This window comes from Anaerolineae bacterium (genome assembly GCA_011176535.1).
In the GTDB taxonomy this organism is placed as follows: Bacteria; Chloroflexota; Anaerolineae; order Anaerolineales; family DRMV01; genus DUEP01.
Window position 1 is genome coordinate 38,124 of sequence record DUEP01000008.1, and the last position, 20,205, is coordinate 58,328.

General features: G+C 66.3%; 20 protein-coding genes and 1 tRNA gene. 13 read left to right on the forward strand and 8 right to left on the reverse strand.

Annotated elements, in window-relative coordinates; genetic code table 11:
• The first annotated feature begins 13 nt into the window (after positions 1–13).
• Positions 14–3,613, forward strand: coding sequence for a chromosome segregation protein SMC (gene smc / locus G4O04_01680; GenBank protein ID HEY57249.1), 3,600 nt, complete (start codon positions 14–16; stop codon positions 3,611–3,613).
• 54 nt (positions 3,614–3,667) lie between these two features.
• Here the strand turns inward: smc and thiI are convergent, their stop codons facing one another.
• The 6 genes from thiI to G4O04_01710 form a co-directional block, all read right to left on the reverse strand.
• Positions 3,668–4,810, reverse strand: a complete 1,143-nt coding sequence (thiI, locus tag G4O04_01685) for a tRNA 4-thiouridine(8) synthase ThiI (GenBank protein ID HEY57250.1) — start codon at positions 4,808–4,810, stop codon at positions 3,668–3,670.
• A 130-nt stretch (positions 4,811–4,940) separates the two neighbouring features.
• Positions 4,941–5,618 carry a DUF4013 domain-containing protein gene (locus G4O04_01690; GenBank protein ID HEY57251.1) on the reverse strand — a complete coding sequence of 226 codons (678 nt, stop codon included), beginning with the start codon at positions 5,616–5,618 and terminating at the stop codon, positions 4,941–4,943.
• 110 nt (positions 5,619–5,728) lie between these two features.
• Positions 5,729–6,370: a PHP domain-containing protein gene (locus G4O04_01695; GenBank protein ID HEY57252.1), complete on the reverse strand. Its 642-nt coding sequence runs from the start codon at positions 6,368–6,370 to the stop codon at positions 5,729–5,731.
• A gap of 68 nt (positions 6,371–6,438) precedes the next feature.
• A complete protein-coding gene (gene aroA / locus G4O04_01700) occupies positions 6,439–7,764 on the reverse strand; it encodes a 3-phosphoshikimate 1-carboxyvinyltransferase (protein ID HEY57253.1) in 1,326 nt (441 codons plus the stop codon).
• 14 nt (positions 7,765–7,778) lie between these two features.
• Positions 7,779–9,143 carry a hypothetical protein gene (locus tag G4O04_01705; GenBank protein ID HEY57254.1) on the reverse strand — a complete coding sequence of 455 codons (1,365 nt, stop codon included), beginning with the start codon at positions 9,141–9,143 and terminating at the stop codon, positions 7,779–7,781.
• Between the two features lie 46 nt (positions 9,144–9,189).
• Positions 9,190–9,780 (reverse strand): zinc ribbon domain-containing protein, encoded by a 591-nt coding sequence (locus G4O04_01710; protein HEY57255.1) that lies wholly within the window; start codon positions 9,778–9,780, stop codon positions 9,190–9,192.
• Between the two features lie 131 nt (positions 9,781–9,911).
• Here G4O04_01710 and G4O04_01715 point away from each other — a divergent pair, with 131 nt between their 5' ends.
• From G4O04_01715 to rsfS, 12 genes are all read left to right on the forward strand, one after another.
• Positions 9,912–10,520, forward strand: a complete 609-nt coding sequence (locus G4O04_01715; protein ID HEY57256.1) for an SH3 domain-containing protein — start codon at positions 9,912–9,914, stop codon at positions 10,518–10,520.
• Position 10,521: 1 nt separating this feature from the next.
• Positions 10,522–11,307, forward strand: a complete 786-nt coding sequence (locus tag G4O04_01720; GenBank protein HEY57257.1) for a hypothetical protein — start codon at positions 10,522–10,524, stop codon at positions 11,305–11,307.
• Positions 11,308–11,366: 59 nt separating this feature from the next.
• Positions 11,367–11,449 (forward strand) — tRNA-Leu (locus tag G4O04_01725).
• A gap of 77 nt (positions 11,450–11,526) precedes the next feature.
• Positions 11,527–12,621: an ATP-dependent 6-phosphofructokinase gene (locus G4O04_01730; protein ID HEY57258.1), complete on the forward strand. Its 1,095-nt coding sequence runs from the start codon at positions 11,527–11,529 to the stop codon at positions 12,619–12,621.
• Between the two features lie 17 nt (positions 12,622–12,638).
• Positions 12,639–12,983: an SCP2 sterol-binding domain-containing protein gene (locus G4O04_01735; protein HEY57259.1), complete on the forward strand. Its 345-nt coding sequence runs from the start codon at positions 12,639–12,641 to the stop codon at positions 12,981–12,983.
• A gap of 2 nt (positions 12,984–12,985) precedes the next feature.
• A complete protein-coding gene (aroE, locus tag G4O04_01740; protein HEY57260.1) occupies positions 12,986–13,849 on the forward strand; it encodes a shikimate dehydrogenase in 864 nt (287 codons plus the stop codon).
• On the forward strand, positions 13,846–14,517 hold the full coding sequence (locus G4O04_01745; GenBank protein HEY57261.1) for an acyltransferase: 672 nt from the start codon (positions 13,846–13,848) through the stop codon (positions 14,515–14,517). The genes aroE and G4O04_01745 overlap by 4 nt, the downstream gene beginning before the upstream one ends.
• An 84-nt stretch (positions 14,518–14,601) precedes the next feature.
• Positions 14,602–15,801 carry a chorismate synthase gene (gene aroC / locus G4O04_01750; GenBank protein HEY57262.1) on the forward strand — a complete coding sequence of 400 codons (1,200 nt, stop codon included), beginning with the start codon at positions 14,602–14,604 and terminating at the stop codon, positions 15,799–15,801.
• Positions 15,798–16,718, forward strand: coding sequence for a TIGR01777 family protein (locus G4O04_01755; GenBank protein ID HEY57263.1), 921 nt, complete (start codon positions 15,798–15,800; stop codon positions 16,716–16,718). The genes aroC and G4O04_01755 overlap by 4 nt, the downstream gene beginning before the upstream one ends.
• A gap of 91 nt (positions 16,719–16,809) precedes the next feature.
• Positions 16,810–17,445, forward strand: coding sequence for a response regulator (locus G4O04_01760; GenBank protein ID HEY57264.1), 636 nt, complete (start codon positions 16,810–16,812; stop codon positions 17,443–17,445).
• 22 nt (positions 17,446–17,467) lie between these two features.
• Entirely contained in the window at positions 17,468–18,070 is a 603-nt protein-coding gene (thpR, locus tag G4O04_01765; protein ID HEY57265.1) for an RNA 2',3'-cyclic phosphodiesterase, read from the forward strand.
• Between the two features lie 73 nt (positions 18,071–18,143).
• A complete protein-coding gene (rsfS, locus tag G4O04_01770) occupies positions 18,144–18,473 on the forward strand; it encodes a ribosome silencing factor (GenBank protein HEY57266.1) in 330 nt (109 codons plus the stop codon).
• A 71-nt stretch (positions 18,474–18,544) separates the two neighbouring features.
• On the opposite strand, the gene ndk is transcribed toward rsfS, so the two are convergent.
• The gene (gene ndk / locus G4O04_01775; protein ID HEY57267.1) at positions 18,545–19,006 is read right to left on the reverse strand and encodes a nucleoside-diphosphate kinase; all 462 of its coding nucleotides are present in this window, start codon (positions 19,004–19,006) and stop codon (positions 18,545–18,547) included.
• 88 nt (positions 19,007–19,094) lie between these two features.
• Positions 19,095–20,205 (reverse strand): hypothetical protein (locus G4O04_01780; protein ID HEY57268.1); only part of this gene is annotated, 1,111 nt, incomplete at its 5' end.

Below are 20,205 nucleotides of genomic sequence, written 5' to 3' on the forward strand. Positions count from 1 at the left end.
TGAGGAGGTCCCGTTGCCTTTGCGCCTGAAATCCCTCGAACTTCAGGGATACAAAACCTTCGCCAACCGCACCCGGTTCGAATTCGGCGAACGCATCACGGCCATCGTCGGCCCCAACGGATCGGGCAAATCCAACATTGCTGACGCCCTGCGCTGGGTGCTGGGCGAGCAGGCCTACTCGGCCCTGCGCGCCCGGCGCACCGAGGACATGATCTTCGCCGGGTCGGAACATCGCCCCCGTGCCGGAATGGCCCAGGTGACCGTGCTCTTCGACAACAGCGACGGTTGGCTCCCCGTGGATTTCAGCGAGGTCTCCCTCACCCGCCGGGCCTACCGCGACGGCGAAAACGAGTACCTGCTCAACGGGCAGCGGGTGCGGCTGCGCAATGTGAACGAGTTGCTGGCCCGCGCCGGGCTGGCCGACCGCACCTACACCTTCATCGCCCAGGGGGTGGTGGACGCCTCGCTCAGCCTGAGCGCCGTGGAGCGCCGGGCCATGCTCGAGGAGGCCGCTGGGGTAGGCCTTTACCGCTCCCGGCGCGAAGAGACCCTGCGCCGCTTAGAGACCACCCGCCGCAACTTGGATCGGGTGCTGGACATCCTGGCCGAACTGGACCCCCGGTTGCGCAGTCTCTCGCGGCAGGCCCAGCGGGCCCGGGAATACGAACAGGTGCAGGCCGACCTGCGCCTGATGCTGCGCGACTGGTACGGTTACCACTGGCATCGGACGCAAAAGCAATTGCTGGACGCCCGCCACTGGGCCGAGGCCCAGGCCCGGCGGCTGGAAGAGGCCCGGCAAAAAGCCCAGCAATGGCGCGCCAAAGTGCGCCAGGAGCGCCAGCGGCTGGAGGCTCTGCGGCAGCAAATCAGCGCCTGGCATCGTGAACTGGCGGCGCTGCACGCCCAACGCGAGGAGCAGAGCAAGGCCCTAGCCGTGGCCCAGGAACGGTTGCGCACGGCGCAGGCCCAGCAGCGCGACCTGCACCTGGAAAGCGACCGGCTGACCGAGGAAATCCGGCTGCAGGAGGAGCACGTGGCGCAGGCCCAGGCCGAAATGGAAGCCCACGAAAAGCAGCTGGCCGAGGCACGTCACGCGCTGCAAGAGGCCCAGACCGCCCTTCAGGACCGACGGGAGGAGCGCCGACGCTGGCAGGAAGAACTCCACACGGCCCGCCAATCCCTGGAGCGGCTGGAGCGGCGTCGGACGGGCCTCGCCGCCCAGCAAGACGCCCTGCAAGGCGAAGCGCAACGGCTGGCCGAGGACCTGAGCCGCACCGAGGACCTGCTGGCGCAATTGACCGAGCAGCAGCGACGCACCCGCCAGCAGTTGGCGCAGGCCCAACAGGCGGCGCAGGCCGCTGCCCAGGCATTGGCGCAGGCCCAACAGGCCGTGGAAGCCCGCCAGAAGGAAGTACAGGCGGCCGAGCAGGCCCTCCGCGAGGCCCGGCAGGCCCTCGACGCCCTGGCCGCCGAGAAAGAACAGAGGCAAGCCCGGCTGGAGGTGCTGGACCAGGCCGAGCAGGCCCTCAGCGGCTACGCCGAGGGCACACGCTGGCTGCTGGAAGCCGTGCGCCGGGGGAAAACCCGCGGGAAAGGCAGCCCTCTGGGGCCTCACCTCACCGTGCCTGCCGAATTCGAGACAGCCATCGCTGCCGCGCTGGATCGCTTCGCCGAGGCCGTGCTCTGGGAAGGCGACCCCGAAGACGCCTTGCGCGCGCTGAGCGAAGCCCCCGGTCGCGCTGCCCTGTTGCCCCTGGACGCCTTGCGCCCGCCCCAGCCCCTGACCGCCCCAGACGACCCCGACTGCGTAGGCGTCGCGTCGCAACTGGTGGAAGCGCCCCCCGCCCTGCGCGAGGCCGTTACCCTGGTCCTGGGGCGCGCCCTGGTCGTGCGCCATTGGGAGACCGCCCGCCGCTTAGTGAAAGCCCTGCCTCCCGATGCCCTGATAGTCACCCTGCAGGGCGAGGTCTTCCTGGCCACCGGAGCGGTGCTGGCCGGGAAACCCGGGGCGCAAGGGGTGCTGCGCCGCACGCGGGAGCGTCGCAGGCTGCAGGCCCGCCTGGAACAACTGGCGCGCGAGGCGGCAGCACAGCAAGAGGCCGTCTCCCAGGCCACCCGGCGCCTGCGCCAGGCTCAGCAGGCCCTGCAAGAGGCCCAACAACAGGCCCACGCCCAGGCCCAAAGCCAGCAAAACGCGGCCCGCGAGGCCCTGCAGGAGGCCCAATTGGCCCACGAGCGCCTGGAACAACAAAAAGCCCTCCACCAAAAGCGCCTGGAGGACCTCCGCGCCAGCCTGAACCGCGTCCAGGAGAAAAGGGAAGCCCTCGAGCAACAGGCCCGTCAGGCGGAAGAGCGCCTGCAGGTTACCCGGCAGGCCCTCCAGGAAGCCCAACGCACCCTGGCTGCCCTAAACCTGGACGAACTCCACGAACAGGTGAACCACTGGCGCACCCAGGTGGCCGTGGCCGAGCAGGCACTGGCCCACCGCCGCAGTCGCCTGCAAAGCGAAACGCAGGCCCTCACCCGTCTGCGGCAACGGCTGGCAACGCTGGCCCAACAGCGGGAAACCCTGGAGGAAACCATCGCGCAACGCCAGGCCGACATCCTCCGCGCTCAGGAAGCCCTCCGCACCTTCGATGAGCGGGTAGAGGCGATCCATCGCCAACTGCCCCCCGCCGAAAGCGAGCAAAAGCGCCTGGAAGAGGCCCTGACCCAGTGGGAAGCCGAGGAAGCCCAGGCCGCCCACGCCTACCGCATTGCGGAAAAGCATCACACCCAAGCCCAACTGGCCCTCACCCGCCAACAGGAAGCGCTGGAAAACCTGCGTCGCCGCATCGAAGAAGACCTGGGTCTGGTCATGTTGGCCTACGAGGAAGACATTGCCGGCCCGCAACCGCTGCCCATCGAGGGCCTGGTGGAGCAACTCCCTGTGGTCGAAAGTATCCCCGCCGACCTGGAAGAGCAGATTCGCCAACTGCGGGCCCGGTTGCGCCGCTTAGGTCCTATCAACCCCGAAGCCCAGACCGAATACGAAGAAGTGCAACAACGCCACACTTTCCTCACCCAACAGTTGACCGACCTGCAAAAGGCCGAAGCCGATCTGCGGCAAGTCATCGCCGAGTTGGACGACCTGATGGAACAGGCCTTTCGCCGCACCTTCGAGCAGGTCAACGGCGAATTCAAGCACATCTTCACCCAACTTTTCGGGGGCGGCACCGCTTCCCTGGTGCTCACCCACCCCGAAGACATCCACCAATCCGGCGTGGATGTGATGGTGCGCCTGCCAGGGAAACGCACCCAGGCCCTGGCGATGCTTTCCGGCGGGGAACGCAGCCTGACAGCGGTCGCCCTGATTTTCGCTTTGCTGCGCGCTTCGCCAACCCCCTTCTGCGTGTTAGACGAGGTGGACGCCATGCTGGACGAAGCCAATGTGGGCCGGTTCCGGGAACTGCTGGAAGACCTCAGCGAGCACACGCAGTTCGTGATCATCACCCACAATCGCAACACCATCCAGGCGGCCGAGGTGATCTACGGCGTGACCATGGGCGAGGATTCGGTCTCGCGGGTCATCAGCCTCCGACTGGATGAGGTGGAGGACATGATCAGGGAGTGAGCGAAAAGGGGACGTCCTGGACGCATCAGGCTTCAGGGTACCCCTTGCTTTGGTCTAATACGCGAAAACTTCCGTCTCTTCCAGCGTCTGGGTGAGCAGCGCCTCAACGCCCAATTCGGCTTCCATCTGGGCGATGGCCTCGGGGTTGGGGCGCGTGGCGGGATGGGTGGAAATGATCGAGCAACAATCCTTGTAGGGCTGCTTGGCGATTTCGTAAAAGCCCAGGCGTTCGCCCAGGTCGATGATTTCCTGTTTGTTCCAGGCCACCAGGGGGCGAAAGACGGGAAGGTCCACCGCCCGGTCCACCATCACCATATTCCCCAGGGTTTGGGAGGCCACCTGCCCCAAGCTATCGCCGGTGAAGATCACCTGAGCGTTCATCTGCCGGGCGATGCGCTCGGCCGCGCGGGCCATGAAGCGCCGAAAGACGACCAACTCGTAGCGCTGGGTGCGGCGCTTCAGCCCGGCCGTGGCGATCTGGAACAGGTAATAGGGCACATAGTACACCTTCAGCCCGGGGATGTACTCCCCCAACCGTTCCGCCAGCCGCCCGACCTTTTCCCGATGAGCCTGCTCGCCTTTGACGAAGGCGTGGAAGTGCACCAGAGCCACCTCCGCCCCCCGGCGGGCCATCAGCCAGGCCGCCATCACCGAATCGATGCCCCCCGAAAACAGCCCCACGGCACGCCCGGCGGTGCCCACGGGCAGGCCCTGATGACCGGGCTGCTTCTGGCCGAAAACAAACACGCGCCCAGGGGCCACCTCCACCTGGATGGTGAGGTCCGGCCGCCGGAGATTGACCTTCCACCCGGTGGCCACCACTACCGCGGCCCCCACCTCTCGCTCGATTTGCATGGAATTGAGGAGAAAGGTCTTGTCCGCGCGGTTGGCCCGCACGGCAAAGGTGGGCTTTCCTCCTGCTAGGGGATGGGCAAGGGCCTGGCGCACCGCCTCGGCCTTGATGGCTTCAATGTCCGGCGGCACCGCTACAGCCTTGGCCCACCAAGCCACGCCAAACACCTTGCCGAAGTCCAGATCAGGCCGCTCGTCCTCCACCACCAGGCGGCCCATCAAGTGTTCCACCTGGTGCACCTTCAGTTGGCGGCGGATGTTGCGCCGTAACTGGTCGATAAAATCGCGGCGGTTCTTCCCCTTGAGCCCAATCTCACTGCTGTAATGCACCAAATAGATGACCATCAATGCCTACCTGTATTCTCCAGGATGTGTGAGCGCCTTATTATAGCATCAGGGGGTAATGGAACAAAAAAGCAACGGTCGGGCAGAAAAGCCCGCCGTTGCTCCAAAGCCGCTGAACAAAGCGAGGGGATCAGACAGCAGGGGCCGCCACACTGCCTTGGGCCGCCCGATAAGCCTGCCCGTAAAGGTGACCAATCACTGCATTGGCGTAAGCCGCGGTAAAAAGCACCCCCACCACACAGGCAATTATGCCCAAGCCGGCGATGATGTATGCCAGGATAGTACCGACCAACACCAGGAAATAGGTGCCCTGGTTAGCCTTGACCAACCCAAACACTTCACCAAAGCGAAAGGCCGCACCCAACTCCCCTGTGGCCACCATCTGGGCGTAGGCCGCGGGGAGCACCAGGCCCATGAAAAGCCCATAAATGATGTTGAAGCAAGACACGATGATGGCGACCATGGACGCCAGGGCGCCCAGCGCCTGGGCGGTATCGGCCCCCACCACCTCGGGATTGGCCACCATGGAAAACAAGGCATTACAGAAGCCCAGGATGAGCAACGGCAAGGCGTACACCAAGCCAACGACAAAGGCCTTGAGACCACGCACCACATGTCCCCCAAAATCCGACCAGCCGGCCAGCACGGGTTCCTCGCCCTGAATCACTCTCCGGGTGATTTCCAGGGCCCACCCCAACACGATCAAGTGGCCGATGATGGGAATCAGAAAGACCACGGCGGCGATCAACAGTTTGGTCACCCACTCCTTGTCTTCGAACACATAGGAAAACGAGCGGGCAAAATTCATGGCACACCTCCTCCTACTGGAAAGGGACGGATAAGAACGGTTCTTGGCTACACCTCATTATACAGGAAATTGCCGAACAGCACTACCGGGAAAGCCCGGGGTGGGGCACGCTATCGCCGGCGCAGTTTGGCGTAACGGGACAACAGATGCACCCACCACCCCGAGGGACGTCCCTGCCATTGCGCCCGACGGAGGGCCGCCCTCATCTCCTCTGCGTTGGCAAAAGGAGGGAGGAGGGTGACCGCTCGCCCCACCTCCAGGGCCGCGTGGGCATCGGAGCCCGCCGTGCCGGGGAGAGCATGCTTTTGTGCAAACCGTTGCGCCAGACGGTTGGCCCCCGGCCACATCGCCCGTGCGTTGAACACCTCCACCGCGTCCACCAGGGGCAACAGATCCAGCAAAGCCGCCAAGGGCCAATGGCCCTGGCGCAGCCGGTCGAAGGGATGGGCTATGCTGAGCACGGCTCCCTGCTCCCGTAGGCGGGCGATGGCCACACGGGCCGGAAGGCCGGCGGGCACCTCCTCGGTCACGAAGAAGGCCAGGATTTCGCCCTCCCGGGTGAGCACCTCTTCGCCCACGATGACCAAATCCGGCGCCAGTTCGTGGGCCTGCAACGCCCCGACGATGGTGTTATGGTCGGTGATGATCAGTTTGTCCAGGCCCTGCCGACGGGCGGCGGCCACGATCTCGGCTGGGGTGTTCAGGCCGTCGGGCGAAGCGCTGGTATGACAATGGGTCTCAACCTTCCACATGAGCCTGTCTCGATCGCTGGGGGCAAGGCGCGCGGCACGCGTCACCTCGCCGGGGTTTCATGGTCCGATCAATCCTCTTTCAGGGTCGCCCCCAAGGAGCGTAACGCCTCGACGAAGGTGGGGAAAGATTCGGCCACGCTTTCGGCGCCGTGCACGGTCACGGGTTCCCGCGCGGCCAACCCGGCCACGGCTAGGCTCATAGCCAGGCGATGGTCGCCATGGGCGTCCACCTTGCCACCCCGCCAATGGCGGCTGCCGTGAATGACAAAGCCATCGGGACGCTCTTCGGCCGCCACCCCCAGCGCCCGCAGTTGGATGACCAGGGCGCTGATGCGATCGCTTTCCTTATGGCGCAGTTCCCCCGCATCCTGGACGATGGTGTCGCCCTGAGCCGCCGCAGCCAGCACGGCAAAAGCCGGGAATTCGTCGATCATGCGCACCACCAGATCCCCCGCCACGGTGATGCCGTGAAGCGTGGAGGTGTAGTGTACCTCCAGGTCGCCCACAGGTTCACCGTACACCTCACCGACAGGCATGGTCTTCACCCTGGCCCCCATGGCCTGCAGGGCGTCCAGCAAGCCGGTGCGGGTGGGGTTGAGCAACACACCCCGCAGGCGCACCCGGGAACCGGGCACCAGCAACGCCGCGACCAGCAAGAACGCCGCTGAAGAGATGTCGCCGGGCAAGGTCAGGCGCAAGGGACGCAGCGATGCGTGCAGGGGGCCTTCGAGCGCCACCGTGTACCGGTCCGGGCGGTGCAACGGCGCCCCCATGGCGGCCAGAAGACGCTCGGTGTGGTCGCGGGAAGGGCCGGGCTCCCGCAAGAGGGTGCGTCCCCGAGCGGCCAAAGCAGCCAGCAACAGAGCCGTTTTCACCTGCGCCGAAGCCACCGGCAAAGCGTAAGTGATGGCGCGCAGGGGCTCCCCCTCCGGGCGGGCGGCCAGGCGAAGCGGCGCATGGCCGTCGGTATCCTCAATAGGGACGCCCATATGGCGCAGCGGTTCGGTCACGCGGCGCATGGGCCGGCGGCGCAGGCCCGGCGAACCGTCCAACACCGCCGGTAGCCCGGCGGCGGCCAGCACCCCGGCCAACAAACGCATGGTGGTGGCCGAGTTGCCGCAATTCAGAGGAACCTCCGGCGCCCGCAGGCCACCCAACCCCCGGCCCACCACCGTCAGGGTGGAGCCTTCCCAGCGCCACACCACCCCCAGAGCGGTGAGCGCATCCAACAGCGGGCGGGTCACGCCGGCCAAGAGAAAATTCTCCACCCGGCTTTCCCCCTCGGCCAGGGCGGCGAACAGGGCCGCCCGGTGCGAAAGGGATTTGTCGCCGGGCAGGGTGAGGGTGCCCCAGAGCGGGGCCTGAGCGGGGAACACGGTCAGGGGCATGTCCATCCTCCGGGGGGACCTTACCTGCGGGCCCGGCGGCGCACACGTGAGATCCCGATGACCAGGGCTCCGGGGAGCAGCGTGAACCCGAGGGAAGGCAGGCAACGCAGGGGCCAGGAGCCTGATGGAGGCACAGCAGTTTCCGTTGGGGTGGGGGCAGGCGTCGGCCTCTGCTGGGGGCCGGAGGGCGTTGTGGGCGTCGGTGAAGGCGGCGGGGAGGTGTTCCAGGAATACGGCGTAGGGAACACATAGCCCTGGGTCGGCGTGGGGGAAGGCGCCGGGGTGGCAGGAACGCCCATCCAGGTCAGCCATCCGGCGACAAAGGCCTCCCAGGAAACCCCCAAAGCCTCTTCAAAGGCCTGGCGGGTGGTCCGACCCCGGCGGAAGGCCTCGACCAGAGCCTGGAACGCCTGATCGCCCCAGGTCTCGTGGATGTAGACCACGGCGCTCAGGGCTTCGGCATAGGCCAGGCGCACCTGTTCGGGGTCACGGCCAAAGTCGCCGCTCAGGGCCTGGAGGGGGATAAGACGCCCCTGCCGGGCGGCCTGAGCCACCTGCGCCAAGGCGGCGCGCTGATCGCCAAATTCGTAGAATTGCGCAAAGCCTTCGTCAAGCCAGCGGGGCCAATCGGCCAGGTTGGCATGGATGGCCTGGTAAAAGAACAGATGGGCGATTTCGTGCGGGATGACCCGCCGGATCCACTCCTGGGAACTGTCCGGGGGAATGATTTCCACGGTCACGCCCAGGGCAGGGAAAGCCAGCCCGCCGACCCAGACATCCACAAAGGTCTGCCAGGAAGCGAAATCCTCCTTGCTGGCATAAAGCAACACATACACCGGAAACTCCAGGGTGCGTCCGGTCTGCTGCTCCATCCGATCCAGGGCCTGCCGTGCGGTCTGATAGACGAACTCCCCGAAGGCGGCGTCGCCCTGATACCAGCGCACCACGACCCGGTCATCGGCCCGTTCCTGCCAGGCAAAGCGCTGGTCGTCGTACCGGACCACCCGTTTCGGCGTTTCCCAGCGATTGCCGGCCTGGTCCTGGAGCACCCAGTAGTATTCCACGGGCGCACTGGGCGGCACGGTGATCTGCGAAGTATCCCAAGTGTAGGTCGCGGTTACCTGCCGGCCAGGGGTAAACTCAGGCTCCACCCGCGTGACAGACGGATCGCCCAACAGGTGATAGTACAGCCGGATAGCGACAATGGGCACGGCGTCATCTTCGGCACGCAGGCGAAAGATCAACGCATCGGGAAAGCGATTCTCGGTGCTTTCTTCGAGCACCCGAAGGGGGCCTTCTCCCTCGGCACGGACGGGGGAACGGCGCACTCCCAGCCCCCCCACAACCAGGGCCAGCCCGAGGAACACAAACCACCAACGACGCATCCTTTTCTCCTCTGGCACTTCGGTTTCCCTCGCCCCCAGCGACGGTTCAGGTCAACTTCTGGCCACAATTTGGGCAGACAGTCTCTTCGGCCTGCACGACAAAGCCACAGTGGGGACAGGTGCGTGGCTGCACAGTACCCAAAGGGGCACCGCAGGCCACACAGCGGCCTTTGCCCACCTCGTTGGCCGTGCCGCAGTAGGCACACACCACCCGGCGCAGACGCTCACTGAGCCGCATCCCCCCACCCCAGGCTTTCACCGCGACGTCCAGCACCTCCCACACCTGGTCGGCCAGGGAGAGCAGCGCCACATCCTGGGCCAGATCATCCAGACGACCGAGCAGGCTCCAGGGATTCCGGAGGACCAGCAGAGCGGTCAACCCCAAATCGGCGGCCAGCCCCTGCCACTCCTGTTGCCCCATCTGGACCGCCACCCCATCGGTCACCTGTTGCAACGACACGCTCAGGGCCGTCCGTCCACCGCGGCTGGGTCGCTGCCGGGTGGCAATTTGCACCACGATATACTCACCCTCGCCGATTTGCTGCACCTGCCAATCCCTGTGCCCGTGGAAATACCCCACGAGCGCCTGGGCCAGGTCCTGAGGCGTGAACTGGCCGTGATAGAATCGCGTCTCCATGACAGAATGGATTATAATCCGATTCGTCACAAAACTCCATGGGGTACGGCGTCTTGCCCGGCCTGCCGGCTGAAGGCCGGAGGAAGGACAACCGGGCCGTCCCCGATCACGGAAACACCGAGGAGCCTCGCATGAGACGCCACATTTTGCCAGGGATAGGGCTGTTCGTCAGCCTTTTGGCCGCCGCGTGGCTGGCACTACCCAGCGCCACCGCCCATCCGCTGGCCCAGGAAACCCCCATCCCCACCCTGACGGGCACTCCCGTGGGCGCGCTGGTGAAAATCGTCGGTGGGGGCGAGTTGCAAATCCATGTCCGCTCCGGGCCGGGGACGGCCTTTCCCCTGGTGGGGATCCTGGTGGTGGGCCAGGAAGTGCCTGCGCTGGGGCGCTCGCCCGGCGGCGACTGGATCAAAGTGGTGTACCCCGGAGCGCCCGATGGAACGGGCTGGGTCTTTTCTCCTTACACCCGTCTGATCCAGGGCGAACTGCCCATCCTGGAAATCCCCCCAACCCCCGTGCCGGACACCCCCACGCCGGACCCCACGCTGGCGGCCCAATTCCAACTGGCGCCGCCGCCCACCCGTCTGCCCACCTTTACCCCGGCACCTACCCTGGCCAGCATCACCTTCCCCCAGGAAAGCGTGCCGCTGGAAGAGCGGTTCCCCGTGGGGTTGGTGGTGGCTACGCTGATGTCCTTGGGCTTGCTGGGTCTGCTGGCCTCCTACCTGCGAGGGCGCTGAAATGTTCCCCCTGGCTGGCCTGCTTTTAGGTGCGCTGAGCGGCCTGCTGGTAAGCGCCCTGGCGGATGTATTCGTGGCAGCCGCCACGGCCCCCGAGGAGGTGTGGGCCGCCTGTGTCGCAGCGGATTCCGGGGGGCGGGGCTTCTGGCGCTGCCGGCTTTTGAACTGGCGCTACGGCTTCCACCAAACCGGAAGGCTTTGGCGACGCCAGGGATGGCGTCAGCCGCGTCTCTGGCTCACCGTGACCCTGCTGGCCGCGTTGGGTCACTGGCTGGCGCAAACGCCAACCTCCTGGGGCTTTATGCCCCTGCTCCTCTCTGCGGCCTTTTTCGCTTTGGTGGCCGTGGTGGACGCCGAGACCCACCTCGTGCCTTACGAGGAGGCGCTGTTGGGGCTGCTGCTGGGCCTGAGCGTTGGAGTACACCGGCACGGACTCCTCGGCACGCTCACGGGCGTGCTGGGTGGCGCGCTCGTCATGGGCCTCCTCTACTGGGCAGGGGAAATTTACACCCGCTGGCAGGCCCGTCGCCGGGGCGAGCCCCCCCAGGACGAGCCGGCCCTAGGCTTTGGCGATGTGTACCTCAGCGGGGTGCTGGGGGCCTTCCTGGGCTGGCCCGGCGTGCTGGCAGCCCTCACCCTAGGGGCCCTGCTGATGGGAGGATTCATCTTGCTCTTGGGGCTGGCGCTCCTGCTGCGCCAGCGCTCCTTGCGCGGTTTCGGCAGCCGGTTTCTGCCTATGGGCCCTTTTCTGGTCATGGCCACCTTCTGGCTGATGGTGACGGCCTGAACCACAATCTGCCAGAAACCCTTGACCTTCTGGTGTCCTCAGGTAGAATAAAAATGCACGGGGCAGTGGCGGAATGGCAAACGCAGCGGACTTAAAATCCGCCGGGCTTCGGCCCTTGTGGGTTCGACTCCCACCTGCCCTACTTCGCGACCTTCCCGGCACCCCGCGTCCTCGTGCGCGGGGTTTCGCGTTTCGCTTCCCCGGCCCAAGGAGGCAACCATGACCAGGCGACGCATCGGCATCCTCACCGGCGGCGGTGATGCCCCCGGCCTGAACGCAGTCATCCGCGCCGTGGTGTACACGGCGCAAAAGGCCTTTGGCTGGGAGGTGTGGGGCATCCGGGACGGCTTTGAGGGTTTTCTGCGACCTGATGGCGCCTTTCGCCTCACCGCCGAACATGTTCACGGCATCCTGCCCCGGGGCGGCACCATCTTAGGCGCGGCCAACCGGGGCAACCCCTTCGCCCGTAAGGTCATCCGCGACGGCCAGGAAGTCATCGAAGACGCCTCAAACCAGATCGTGCAGCGCGTGGCCGAGTTGGGCCTGGACGCCCTGATCGTGGTGGGCGGCGACGGCACCTTAGGCGCGGCCCGCGACCTGGCCCGTCTGGGGCTGCCCATCGTGGGCATCCCCAAGACCATCGACAACGATGTGCCCGGCACCGAGGCCACTATTGGCTTCGACACAGCGGTCAACACGGCTGTGGAGGCCCTCGACCGGCTGCACTTCACCGCCGAGGCCCACCATCGCGTCATGGTGGTGGAACTCATGGGCCGTAACACCGGGTTCATCGCCCTCAAGGCCGGGCTGGCCGGAGGAGCCGATGTGATCCTCATCCCCGAAATCCCCTTCCGTTTCGAGGCGGTGTGCGCCAAGGTAAAACGCCGGGCTGCTGCCGGACGGCCCTTCAGCATCCTGGCCGTGGCCGAGGGAGCCTACCCGCGCGAAGGGCAGCCTGTGTTCCGCACCACCGGCGACGCCATCTACAGCCCCCGTCTGGGAGGCATTGGCAGCCAGGTGGCCGCTTACCTCAACGAACACTGCAGCGAAAGCCGCGTCCTGGTGTTGGGCCATCTGCAACGGGGCGGCGTCCCCTCGGCTCTCGACCGCTGGCTGGCGACTCACTTCGGCCACGAAGCCGTGCGCCTGGTGGACCGCCGTGCCTGGGGCCACATGGTGGCCCTGCGGGGCCACGAGGTGATCCGCCTCCTGCTGGAAGAGGCCTTGCAGCAACCCAAACGGGTGGACCCCCACGGCGCTGAAGTGCAAACCGCCCGCGATTTGGGCATTGCCTTTGGCGACGAGGAAGGATAGGAAGGATAGGAAAAACCATGCCCAAACGATTCCTTTCCATTGAAGACGCCTTTCGCTTCCTGGAGGAGCACTTTCTCCCCGAGAAAGCCACCGAAACCGATGTGACCGTCCAGTTGCACCTCACTGGCGAAGGGGGCGGCGACTGGTTCATCCGCATCCAGGGCGGGCAGTTAAAGGTGGTGCCCGGCGTGGCCGAAGGCATGCCCGACCTGACCGTCACTGTGAACACCGCCGACTACCTGGCGCTGCTCAACGGCGAGATGGACCCGCTGGCGGCGTACCTGCGCGGCAGGGTGCAGGTGCAGGGCGAAGTGAAGTTGGTGTACCGGCTTCAGTACCTGTTCCGCCTGCCGGAGGCATGAGCATGGCCTGGGCGTTGGGGCTCATCGGTTACCCTTTGGGCCACAGCCTTTCGCCTCGCTTGCATCGAGCGGCTCTGGCCGCGCTGGGGCAGACCGGCGATTACCGGCTATACGAAGTGCCGCCGGAAGACGAGGATGCGCTACGCCGCCTGATGGACGCGCTGCGCCAGGGCACGCTGCACGGCCTCAATGTGACCATCCCCCACAAGCAGCGAGCAGCCGCCTTGGTCGACGCCCTCACCCCCACGGCGCAGGCCATCGGTGCAGTGAACACGCTCTTCGTCCGGGAAAGCCGGGTATGGGGCGACAACACCGATGCCCCCGGCTTCTGGGCCGACCTGAGGGTGCAACTGCCCAAGGCCACGGCGCAGCCCGGCGTGGCCTTGGTGCTGGGTGCGGGCGGCGCGGCGCGGGCCGTGGTCTATGCCCTGCTGAGTCGCGGCTGGCGGGTGCGGGTGGTGGCCCGCCGCCCCACCCAGGCGCAGGCCCTGTGTGAGCACCTGAGCGCCGCCACAGCCCCCCCTTTTTGCTCTCCGGTGGTCTGGGAAACCCTTGCTGATTGGCTACGCGAAACGCCCGACCTCATCGTCAACACCACCCCTGTCGGCATGGCGCCCCACGCCGAAGCCTCGCCCTGGCCCGCCGCCTTACCCTGGCCGCGCAACGCAGCCCTCTACGACCTGGTGTACAACCCCCGCCCCACCGCCCTGGTGCGCCAGGCCCGCGCCGCCGGTCTCCCCGCCGTTGACGGCCTGGGGATGCTCATCGAGCAAGCCGCCCTGGCCTTCGAGCGTTGGACCGGGCTCCGCGCCCCGCGCGAGGCCCTGGGACAGGCCGCCACCGCCCCACCAAGGAGCGACACATGAACGAAACAGTGCTGCGCGGCTTACGGGTGCTCTTCCCCCGCCTAAAGCGCATACCCATTGTGCGCATCCACGGCCGAGGCAACCGCCTACAGTACCGGGGCGCGGTGCTGCTGGGGGTGGTCTTCGACATCCACGGCGACGACAACGAAATCACCATCGCGCCGGGCGCCTTCCTGCGCGGGGTGCGCTTCCATCTCCGCGGTTCGGGGCATCGGGTGCACATCGGCGCAGGAGTGCGCATCAGCCGCCGCGCCGAACTGTGGCTGGAGGACGAAGGCGGCGAACTGACCATCGGCCCCGGCACCACCATCGTCAGCGCCCACCTGGCCGTCACCGAGCCGGGGTCGCGGCTGGTCATCGGCCCGGACTGCATGTTGGCCACCGACATCGAAATCCGCACCGGCGACTCCCACGCCATCTTCGACGCTCAGACTGGCGAGCGGTTGAACCCGGCTGCCGATGTGGTGCTGGAGGAGCACGTGTGGGTGGGCGCGCGGGCCATCATCCTTAAAGGCTGCCGCATCGGTAAAGGCTCGGTGGTCGCCGCCGGGGCGGTGGTCACCCAGTCCTGCCCGCCACAGAGCATCGTGGCGGGGAATCCCGCCCGCGTCATCCGGCAAGGCATCGTCTGGACGCGCCATCGGCAGGCGAAGATAGACCACGGATGACGCGGAGGGCACGGATGGACACGGATTTTTCCCTTTTATCCCTCGAAGTGACCAAGCAACCAATCACCAGGTAACTAAACAACCATGCTCCGCATCCTACGCTTCCTCACCGCTGGCGAATCCCACGGCCCGGCCCTGCTCACCATCCTCGAAGGGCTGCCGGCCGGGCTGCCCGTGGACCCCGCTGCCCTGAACGCCGAACTGGCCCGCCGCCAGCGCGGCGTGGGCAGCGGCCCTCGAATGCGCATCGAACGCGACCGCGCCGAAATCCTCAGCGGCGTGCTGGAAGGCCACACCACCGGCGCGCCGGTCGCCCTGCGCATCGTCAACCGCGACCACGCCAAATGGCGCGGCCGACCCATCCCGCCCTTCACCGCGCCCCGCCCCGGCCACGCCGACCTGAGCGCCGCCCTGAAGTACGGCTACCGCGACCTGCGGCCAGCCCTGGAACGGGCCTCGGCCCGCGAAACCGCCGCCCGCGTGGCCGTGGGCGCCTTGGCCAAACAACTTTTGGCCGCCCTGGGCATCACCGTGGGCGGCTATGTGCGCGCCATCGGCCCCGTCGAAGCTGACCTGAGCGCCATCCCCCTGGCCGAGCGGCCCGCCCGCGCTGAAAAACACCCCACCCGCTGCCCCGACCCCCAGGCCGCTCAGGCCATGCAGGAGGCCATCGAAGAGATCATCCGCCGCCGCGACACCTTAGGCGGTGTCATCGAGATCGTCGCCCTGGGCGTGCCCCCCGGCCTGGGCAGCCATGTGCACTGGGACCGCCGCCTGGACGCTCGTCTGGCCGCGGCGGTGATGAGCGTCCAGGCCATCAAAGGCGTCGAAATCGGCCCGGCCTTCGCCAACGCCCGCCTTCCCGGCACCCAGGCCCACGACCCCATCCGCCAGCAAGGTCGCCGCCTGGTGCGCCCCACCAACCGCGCCGGTGGCATTGAAGGCGGCATCTCCAACGGCCAGCCCATCGTGGTCCGCGCGGCCATGAAGCCCATCGCCACCACCCTTACCCCCCAACCCACCGTGGATCTGGCCGCCGGTGCCGAAACGCCCACCCACTACGAGCGCTCCGACTTCTGCCCTGTGCCCCGTGCCGTGCCCGTGCTGGAGGCGATGGTGGCCTTAGTGCTGGCCGATGCCCTGCTGGAGAAACTGGGCGGCGACACCTTCGACGAACTCCAAACCCGCCTGGCTGCCTTGCGCCAACCCCGTCTGGACGACCTGCCCCAGGACGGCACCCCGCACATCTTCTGGCCCGACGATACTTGGGAGGACACGCCATGAGAATCGCTATCACTGGGGGAACCGGCCTGATCGGCCGCGCCTTGGGGGAAGCCTTGTTGGCCGAGGGCCATACCGTCATTGTGTTCACCCGCCGTCCGGACCTCGTGGACCGGCTGCCCCCAGGGGCTCAACCCGCCCCCTGGACACCCGCTGACCCCGACCGCTTGGCCGAGGTGCTACGCGGCGCCGACGCCGTGGTCAACCTGGTGGGCGAGAACATTGCCGCCGGGCGCTGGACCAGGGCCCGCAAGGAACGCATCCGCCGCAGCCGCGTCGAGGCCGGGGAAGCCCTGAGCGCCGCCCTGGCCGCCCTACCCGCCGCCGAGCGCCCTCGCGTGCTGCTCCAGGCCTCGGCCGTGGGCTACTACGGCCCGCGGGACGACGACGAACCGGTGACCGAAGCCGCCCCGCCGGGGAACGACTTCCTCGCCCAGGTCACTGTAGCGTGGGAGGCCAGCACCGCACCGGTGGAGGCTTTGGGCGTGCGCCGGGCCATCCTGCGCACAGGCGTGGTGCTCAGCCCGCGCGGCGGCGCCCTGCCCCTGATGGCCCTGCCTGTGCGCCTGTTCGTGGGCGGCAAACTGGGCTCCGGCCGCCAATGGGTGCCCTGGATCCACATCGCCGATGAAGTGGCCGCCATCCGCTTCCTGCTGGAACGCGAGGACGCCCAGGGCTCCTTCAACCTCTGTGCTCCCAACCCGGTCACCAACGCCGAGATGATGCGGGCCCTCGGCCGGGTGCTCCACCGCCCCGTATGGCTGCCGGTGCCCGCCTTCGCCTTGCGGCTGGCCCTGGGCGAGATGAGCGCCACCGTGCTCACCGGCCAGCGCACCGTGCCCCAGCGGCTACAGGAACTGGGCTTCCCCTTTCGTTATCCCCGCCTCCTGCCCGCGCTAGAAGACCTGCTGACGAAGTAAGCGCCGGCACAACAACGGTCATTTGCGGCTTGCTTTTCCCGGCAAGTTATGCTATGGTGTAAAAGAAATCGTGGCCGATAAGGAGTTCCCCATGAACCAGCGTCACCCGCCGGCTCTGGCCATTGAAGAGATATTGCGGGCCATTGAAGACATCCATCATGCCGGACGCCGATTGCAAACCGAACTTTCTCCCGAGGCCCTCTCCCAATGGGCCGCCTCGTTGCATCGCCTGGAAAACCTCCTGGCGAAACACCGCCCTCTTCTCGAGCGCCTGCCCGGCGAAGAAATCCTCCAGGGCCTCGCACAAAGACTTGAGGGGCAACCCTCGCCACCTTCTTCCGGCGCCTCTTCGCCCCCCCAAATCCTCATCGTGGAAGACGAAGCCGACACGGCCGAGATGTTCGCCGAGATGTTGGGGTTGCAGGGCTACCAGGTGGAGAAAATCTACCGGGCCGAGGCCGCCATGGAGTACCTCAAACAGCACCACCCCGACGCCATTGTGCTGGACATCATGATGCCCCTGGTCTCCGGCCTGGAGGTCTTGCGGTTCGTGCGGCAAACGCCGCGCCTGCGCGACATCCCGGTGGTCATCGTCTCGGCCAAGGCCATCCCCTCGGAAATCCAGGAAGTGCTCAACGCCGGGGCTAATGCCTACCTCACCAAGCCCATCACCTTCGCCGAATTCGTGGACACCCTGAACGCCTTGGTGAAAGGCCAAACCCCCTAAACCTTCCCCCCAGGACAAACCTATGAGCGTAATCCGAGCCTTCATCGCTGCTGATCTTCCCGAGGATCTCAGGCACGCCCTGGACCGCGTGATGCGGCATCTCAAAAACGAGTTGAAAGGCGTTCCCATCCGTTGGGTTCCGCCGGAAAATATCCACCTCACCCTGAAATTTCTGGGCGAAGTCTCCCAACGCAACCTGCCCTTTCTCATCGAACTTCTTCAGGGCGAAGTGGCCGACCAGCGGCCCTTCGAGTTCGGCGTGGGCGGCCTGGGCGCCTTTCCCGATATCCGGCGGCCGAGGGTGATCTGGGTGGGCGTCAAAGGGCCCAAGGAACTCCACGACCTGCACCACGCCGTGGAGAACGCCATGAAGAAAATCGGCTACGCCCGCGAAACGCGCCCCTTCGAACCTCACCTTACCCTGGGGCGGGTCTCCAGGAACGCCTCACCCGAAGAGGTGCGACGCGTCAGTGAGGTTCTGCGGGCCGTTCAGGTGGGGTTCCTGGGCAGCGCCCTGGTGGAAGAGGTCTATCTCTACCGCAGCGACTTACGCCCCACGGGTGCGGTTTACACGCGCCTGGCCACCGCGCCCTTGCGCCGCACCAATTCCCCTGCCGTGGCTTGACATCCCACGCCGGAGTGCGTATGATACCCTATCATGATATTAACCAAGGAGGTGAACGCTGAACGCTCAACAAGTGGCTTACACCGTCGTCGAAGCCCTGGAAGAGAAAAAGGGCGAGGACATTCTGCTCTTAGACCTCCACGAAATTGCCCCCTTTGCCGATTACTTCGTCCTTTGTTCTGGCACCAGCGACCGGATGCTCGACAGTCTGGCCAACGCAGCCTTAGAGAAGGTCCGCGAAACCCATGGCCTCAAAGGCCGCGTCGAAGGGGTTGCCCGCTCGGGCTGGATTTTGGTGGACTTCGGCGATGTCATCCTGCATATTTTCGCCCCCGAAGTGCGCGACTATTACCGCCTGGAAGAGTTGTGGGCCGAAGGCAAAGTGCTGCTCCATCTGCAATGAACCCCGCAAAAGGATCAAAAAAAGCCCTGGGCGCATACGCCCAGGGCTTTTTTCACGCTCTCCAGTGGAGTTCAGGTCATCTCAAAGATCCACTTGTCCAGATCGCGGGACCAGGAGACGATCTCCTCCGGCTTGAACCAGAGGGCCACTTCCTTTTCACCGTTCTCCGGCGAATCCGACGCGTGGGTCAGGTTGCGCCCGATTTCCAGGCCGAAGTCATGCCGGATGGTGCCAGGCGCCGCTTCGGTGGGGCGCGTGGCGCCCATGGTCTGGCGCACGACCGCCACCGCGTTCGGCCCTTCCCACACCATGGCCATCACCGGGGCCGAGGTGATATACGCGATCAATCCCTCGTAAAAGGGCTTACCCTTGTGGACGGCATAATGCTGCTCGGCCAACTCCCGGCTGACCTGCATGAACTTCGCCGCCACCAACTTCAACCCTCGACGCTCCAGGCGGGCAATGATTTCGCCAACCAACCCCCGCTGAACCCCATCGGGTTTCACCAAAACCAGGGTGCGTTCCCGTTTCACCGTTACCTCCTTCTGGATTGAGATCCTCGCATCAGCACAACAAACTGCCCGGCGATGGCCGGGCAGTTTGATTGTACCAGAAATCTTCTCAACGGAGGAGTTCTTCGGCCTTGGTGTACATGTCCAAGGCCTCTTGAAGGCGATCGGCGCGCAGATAAGCGTCGCCCAGGGTCTGCAACAAATCCACCTCTACGGGGAAGCGGTAGAGGGTCTCTTCGATATCCTCGATGATGGCCTCCAGGTGCTTGCCCTTCTTGATCAGGCGCTGGTAAGTGGCCAGGGCTTCGGGGAGATCGCCGCGCCGCAACGCTTCGCGGGCCTGTTCGAGCCAGGCGGCGTAGCGGTCCTTCGCCTTCGGGGCCTCCTTGGGTTTCACCGCCTCGGGCGCAGGAGGCTGCGCCCCTTCGGGTTGAGGCGGCGCCGGGGCTTCCGGCACCGCTGCCGCCTCCTCCTGGGGAGCCTGCTCCGCGCGGAGGGTTTCTTCGGGCACCCACTCCCCGCGCAAATGCTCCACTTCGGACGCGGTCTGCTCCGCTTCCCCCTCGATGGAGGAAGGAGCCTCTTCGGCCAACTCAGCCAGCCATTCCGGAACGCTCTCCAAAGCCTGCGCCTCCCTCTCCAGGGCCTCGCGGGCTTCAGGCGTCAACCATCCCTGCTCCTGAGGAGGACCCTCCGGTGGAGCCTCGCCCTCGGTCTCGGGCACCAGTTCTTCGGCCTGCGGCGCTTCCTCGGTCTCCATCAACCAGGAGGGGATGGCTTCGACGACCTCGGGCGAGGCTTCCACTTCGGGGGCCTCTTCGGGCTGAGCCAACCATTCCGGCACGCCTGTCTCCGCCGCCGCTGGAGCCTCTTCCCCACTCGCCGCCTCGGTCGGGGCCTGGACCGCGCCCGACTCCACAGCCTCCACCTCGGTTACCCCGTCCTCCGCGCTCAACGCCCGCAGCCATTCTGGCACCTCCGCCTCGGCAGGTGCCCCCTCGGCCGAAGGTTCGGCTTCGCCCGCTTCCACGGCTTCCGCTTCCGCCGCGCCCCCTTCCGCGCTCAACGCCCGCAGCCATTCCGGCACCTCCACCTCGGCAGGCGCCGCTTCTTCAGCCGCTGCTTCGGCCGGGGCCTCTTCCTGAGCCATCGGCGCCTCGACATCCACTGCCTCCTCTTCCGCGCTCAACCCCTGCAACCACTCAGGGACCTCCACTTCG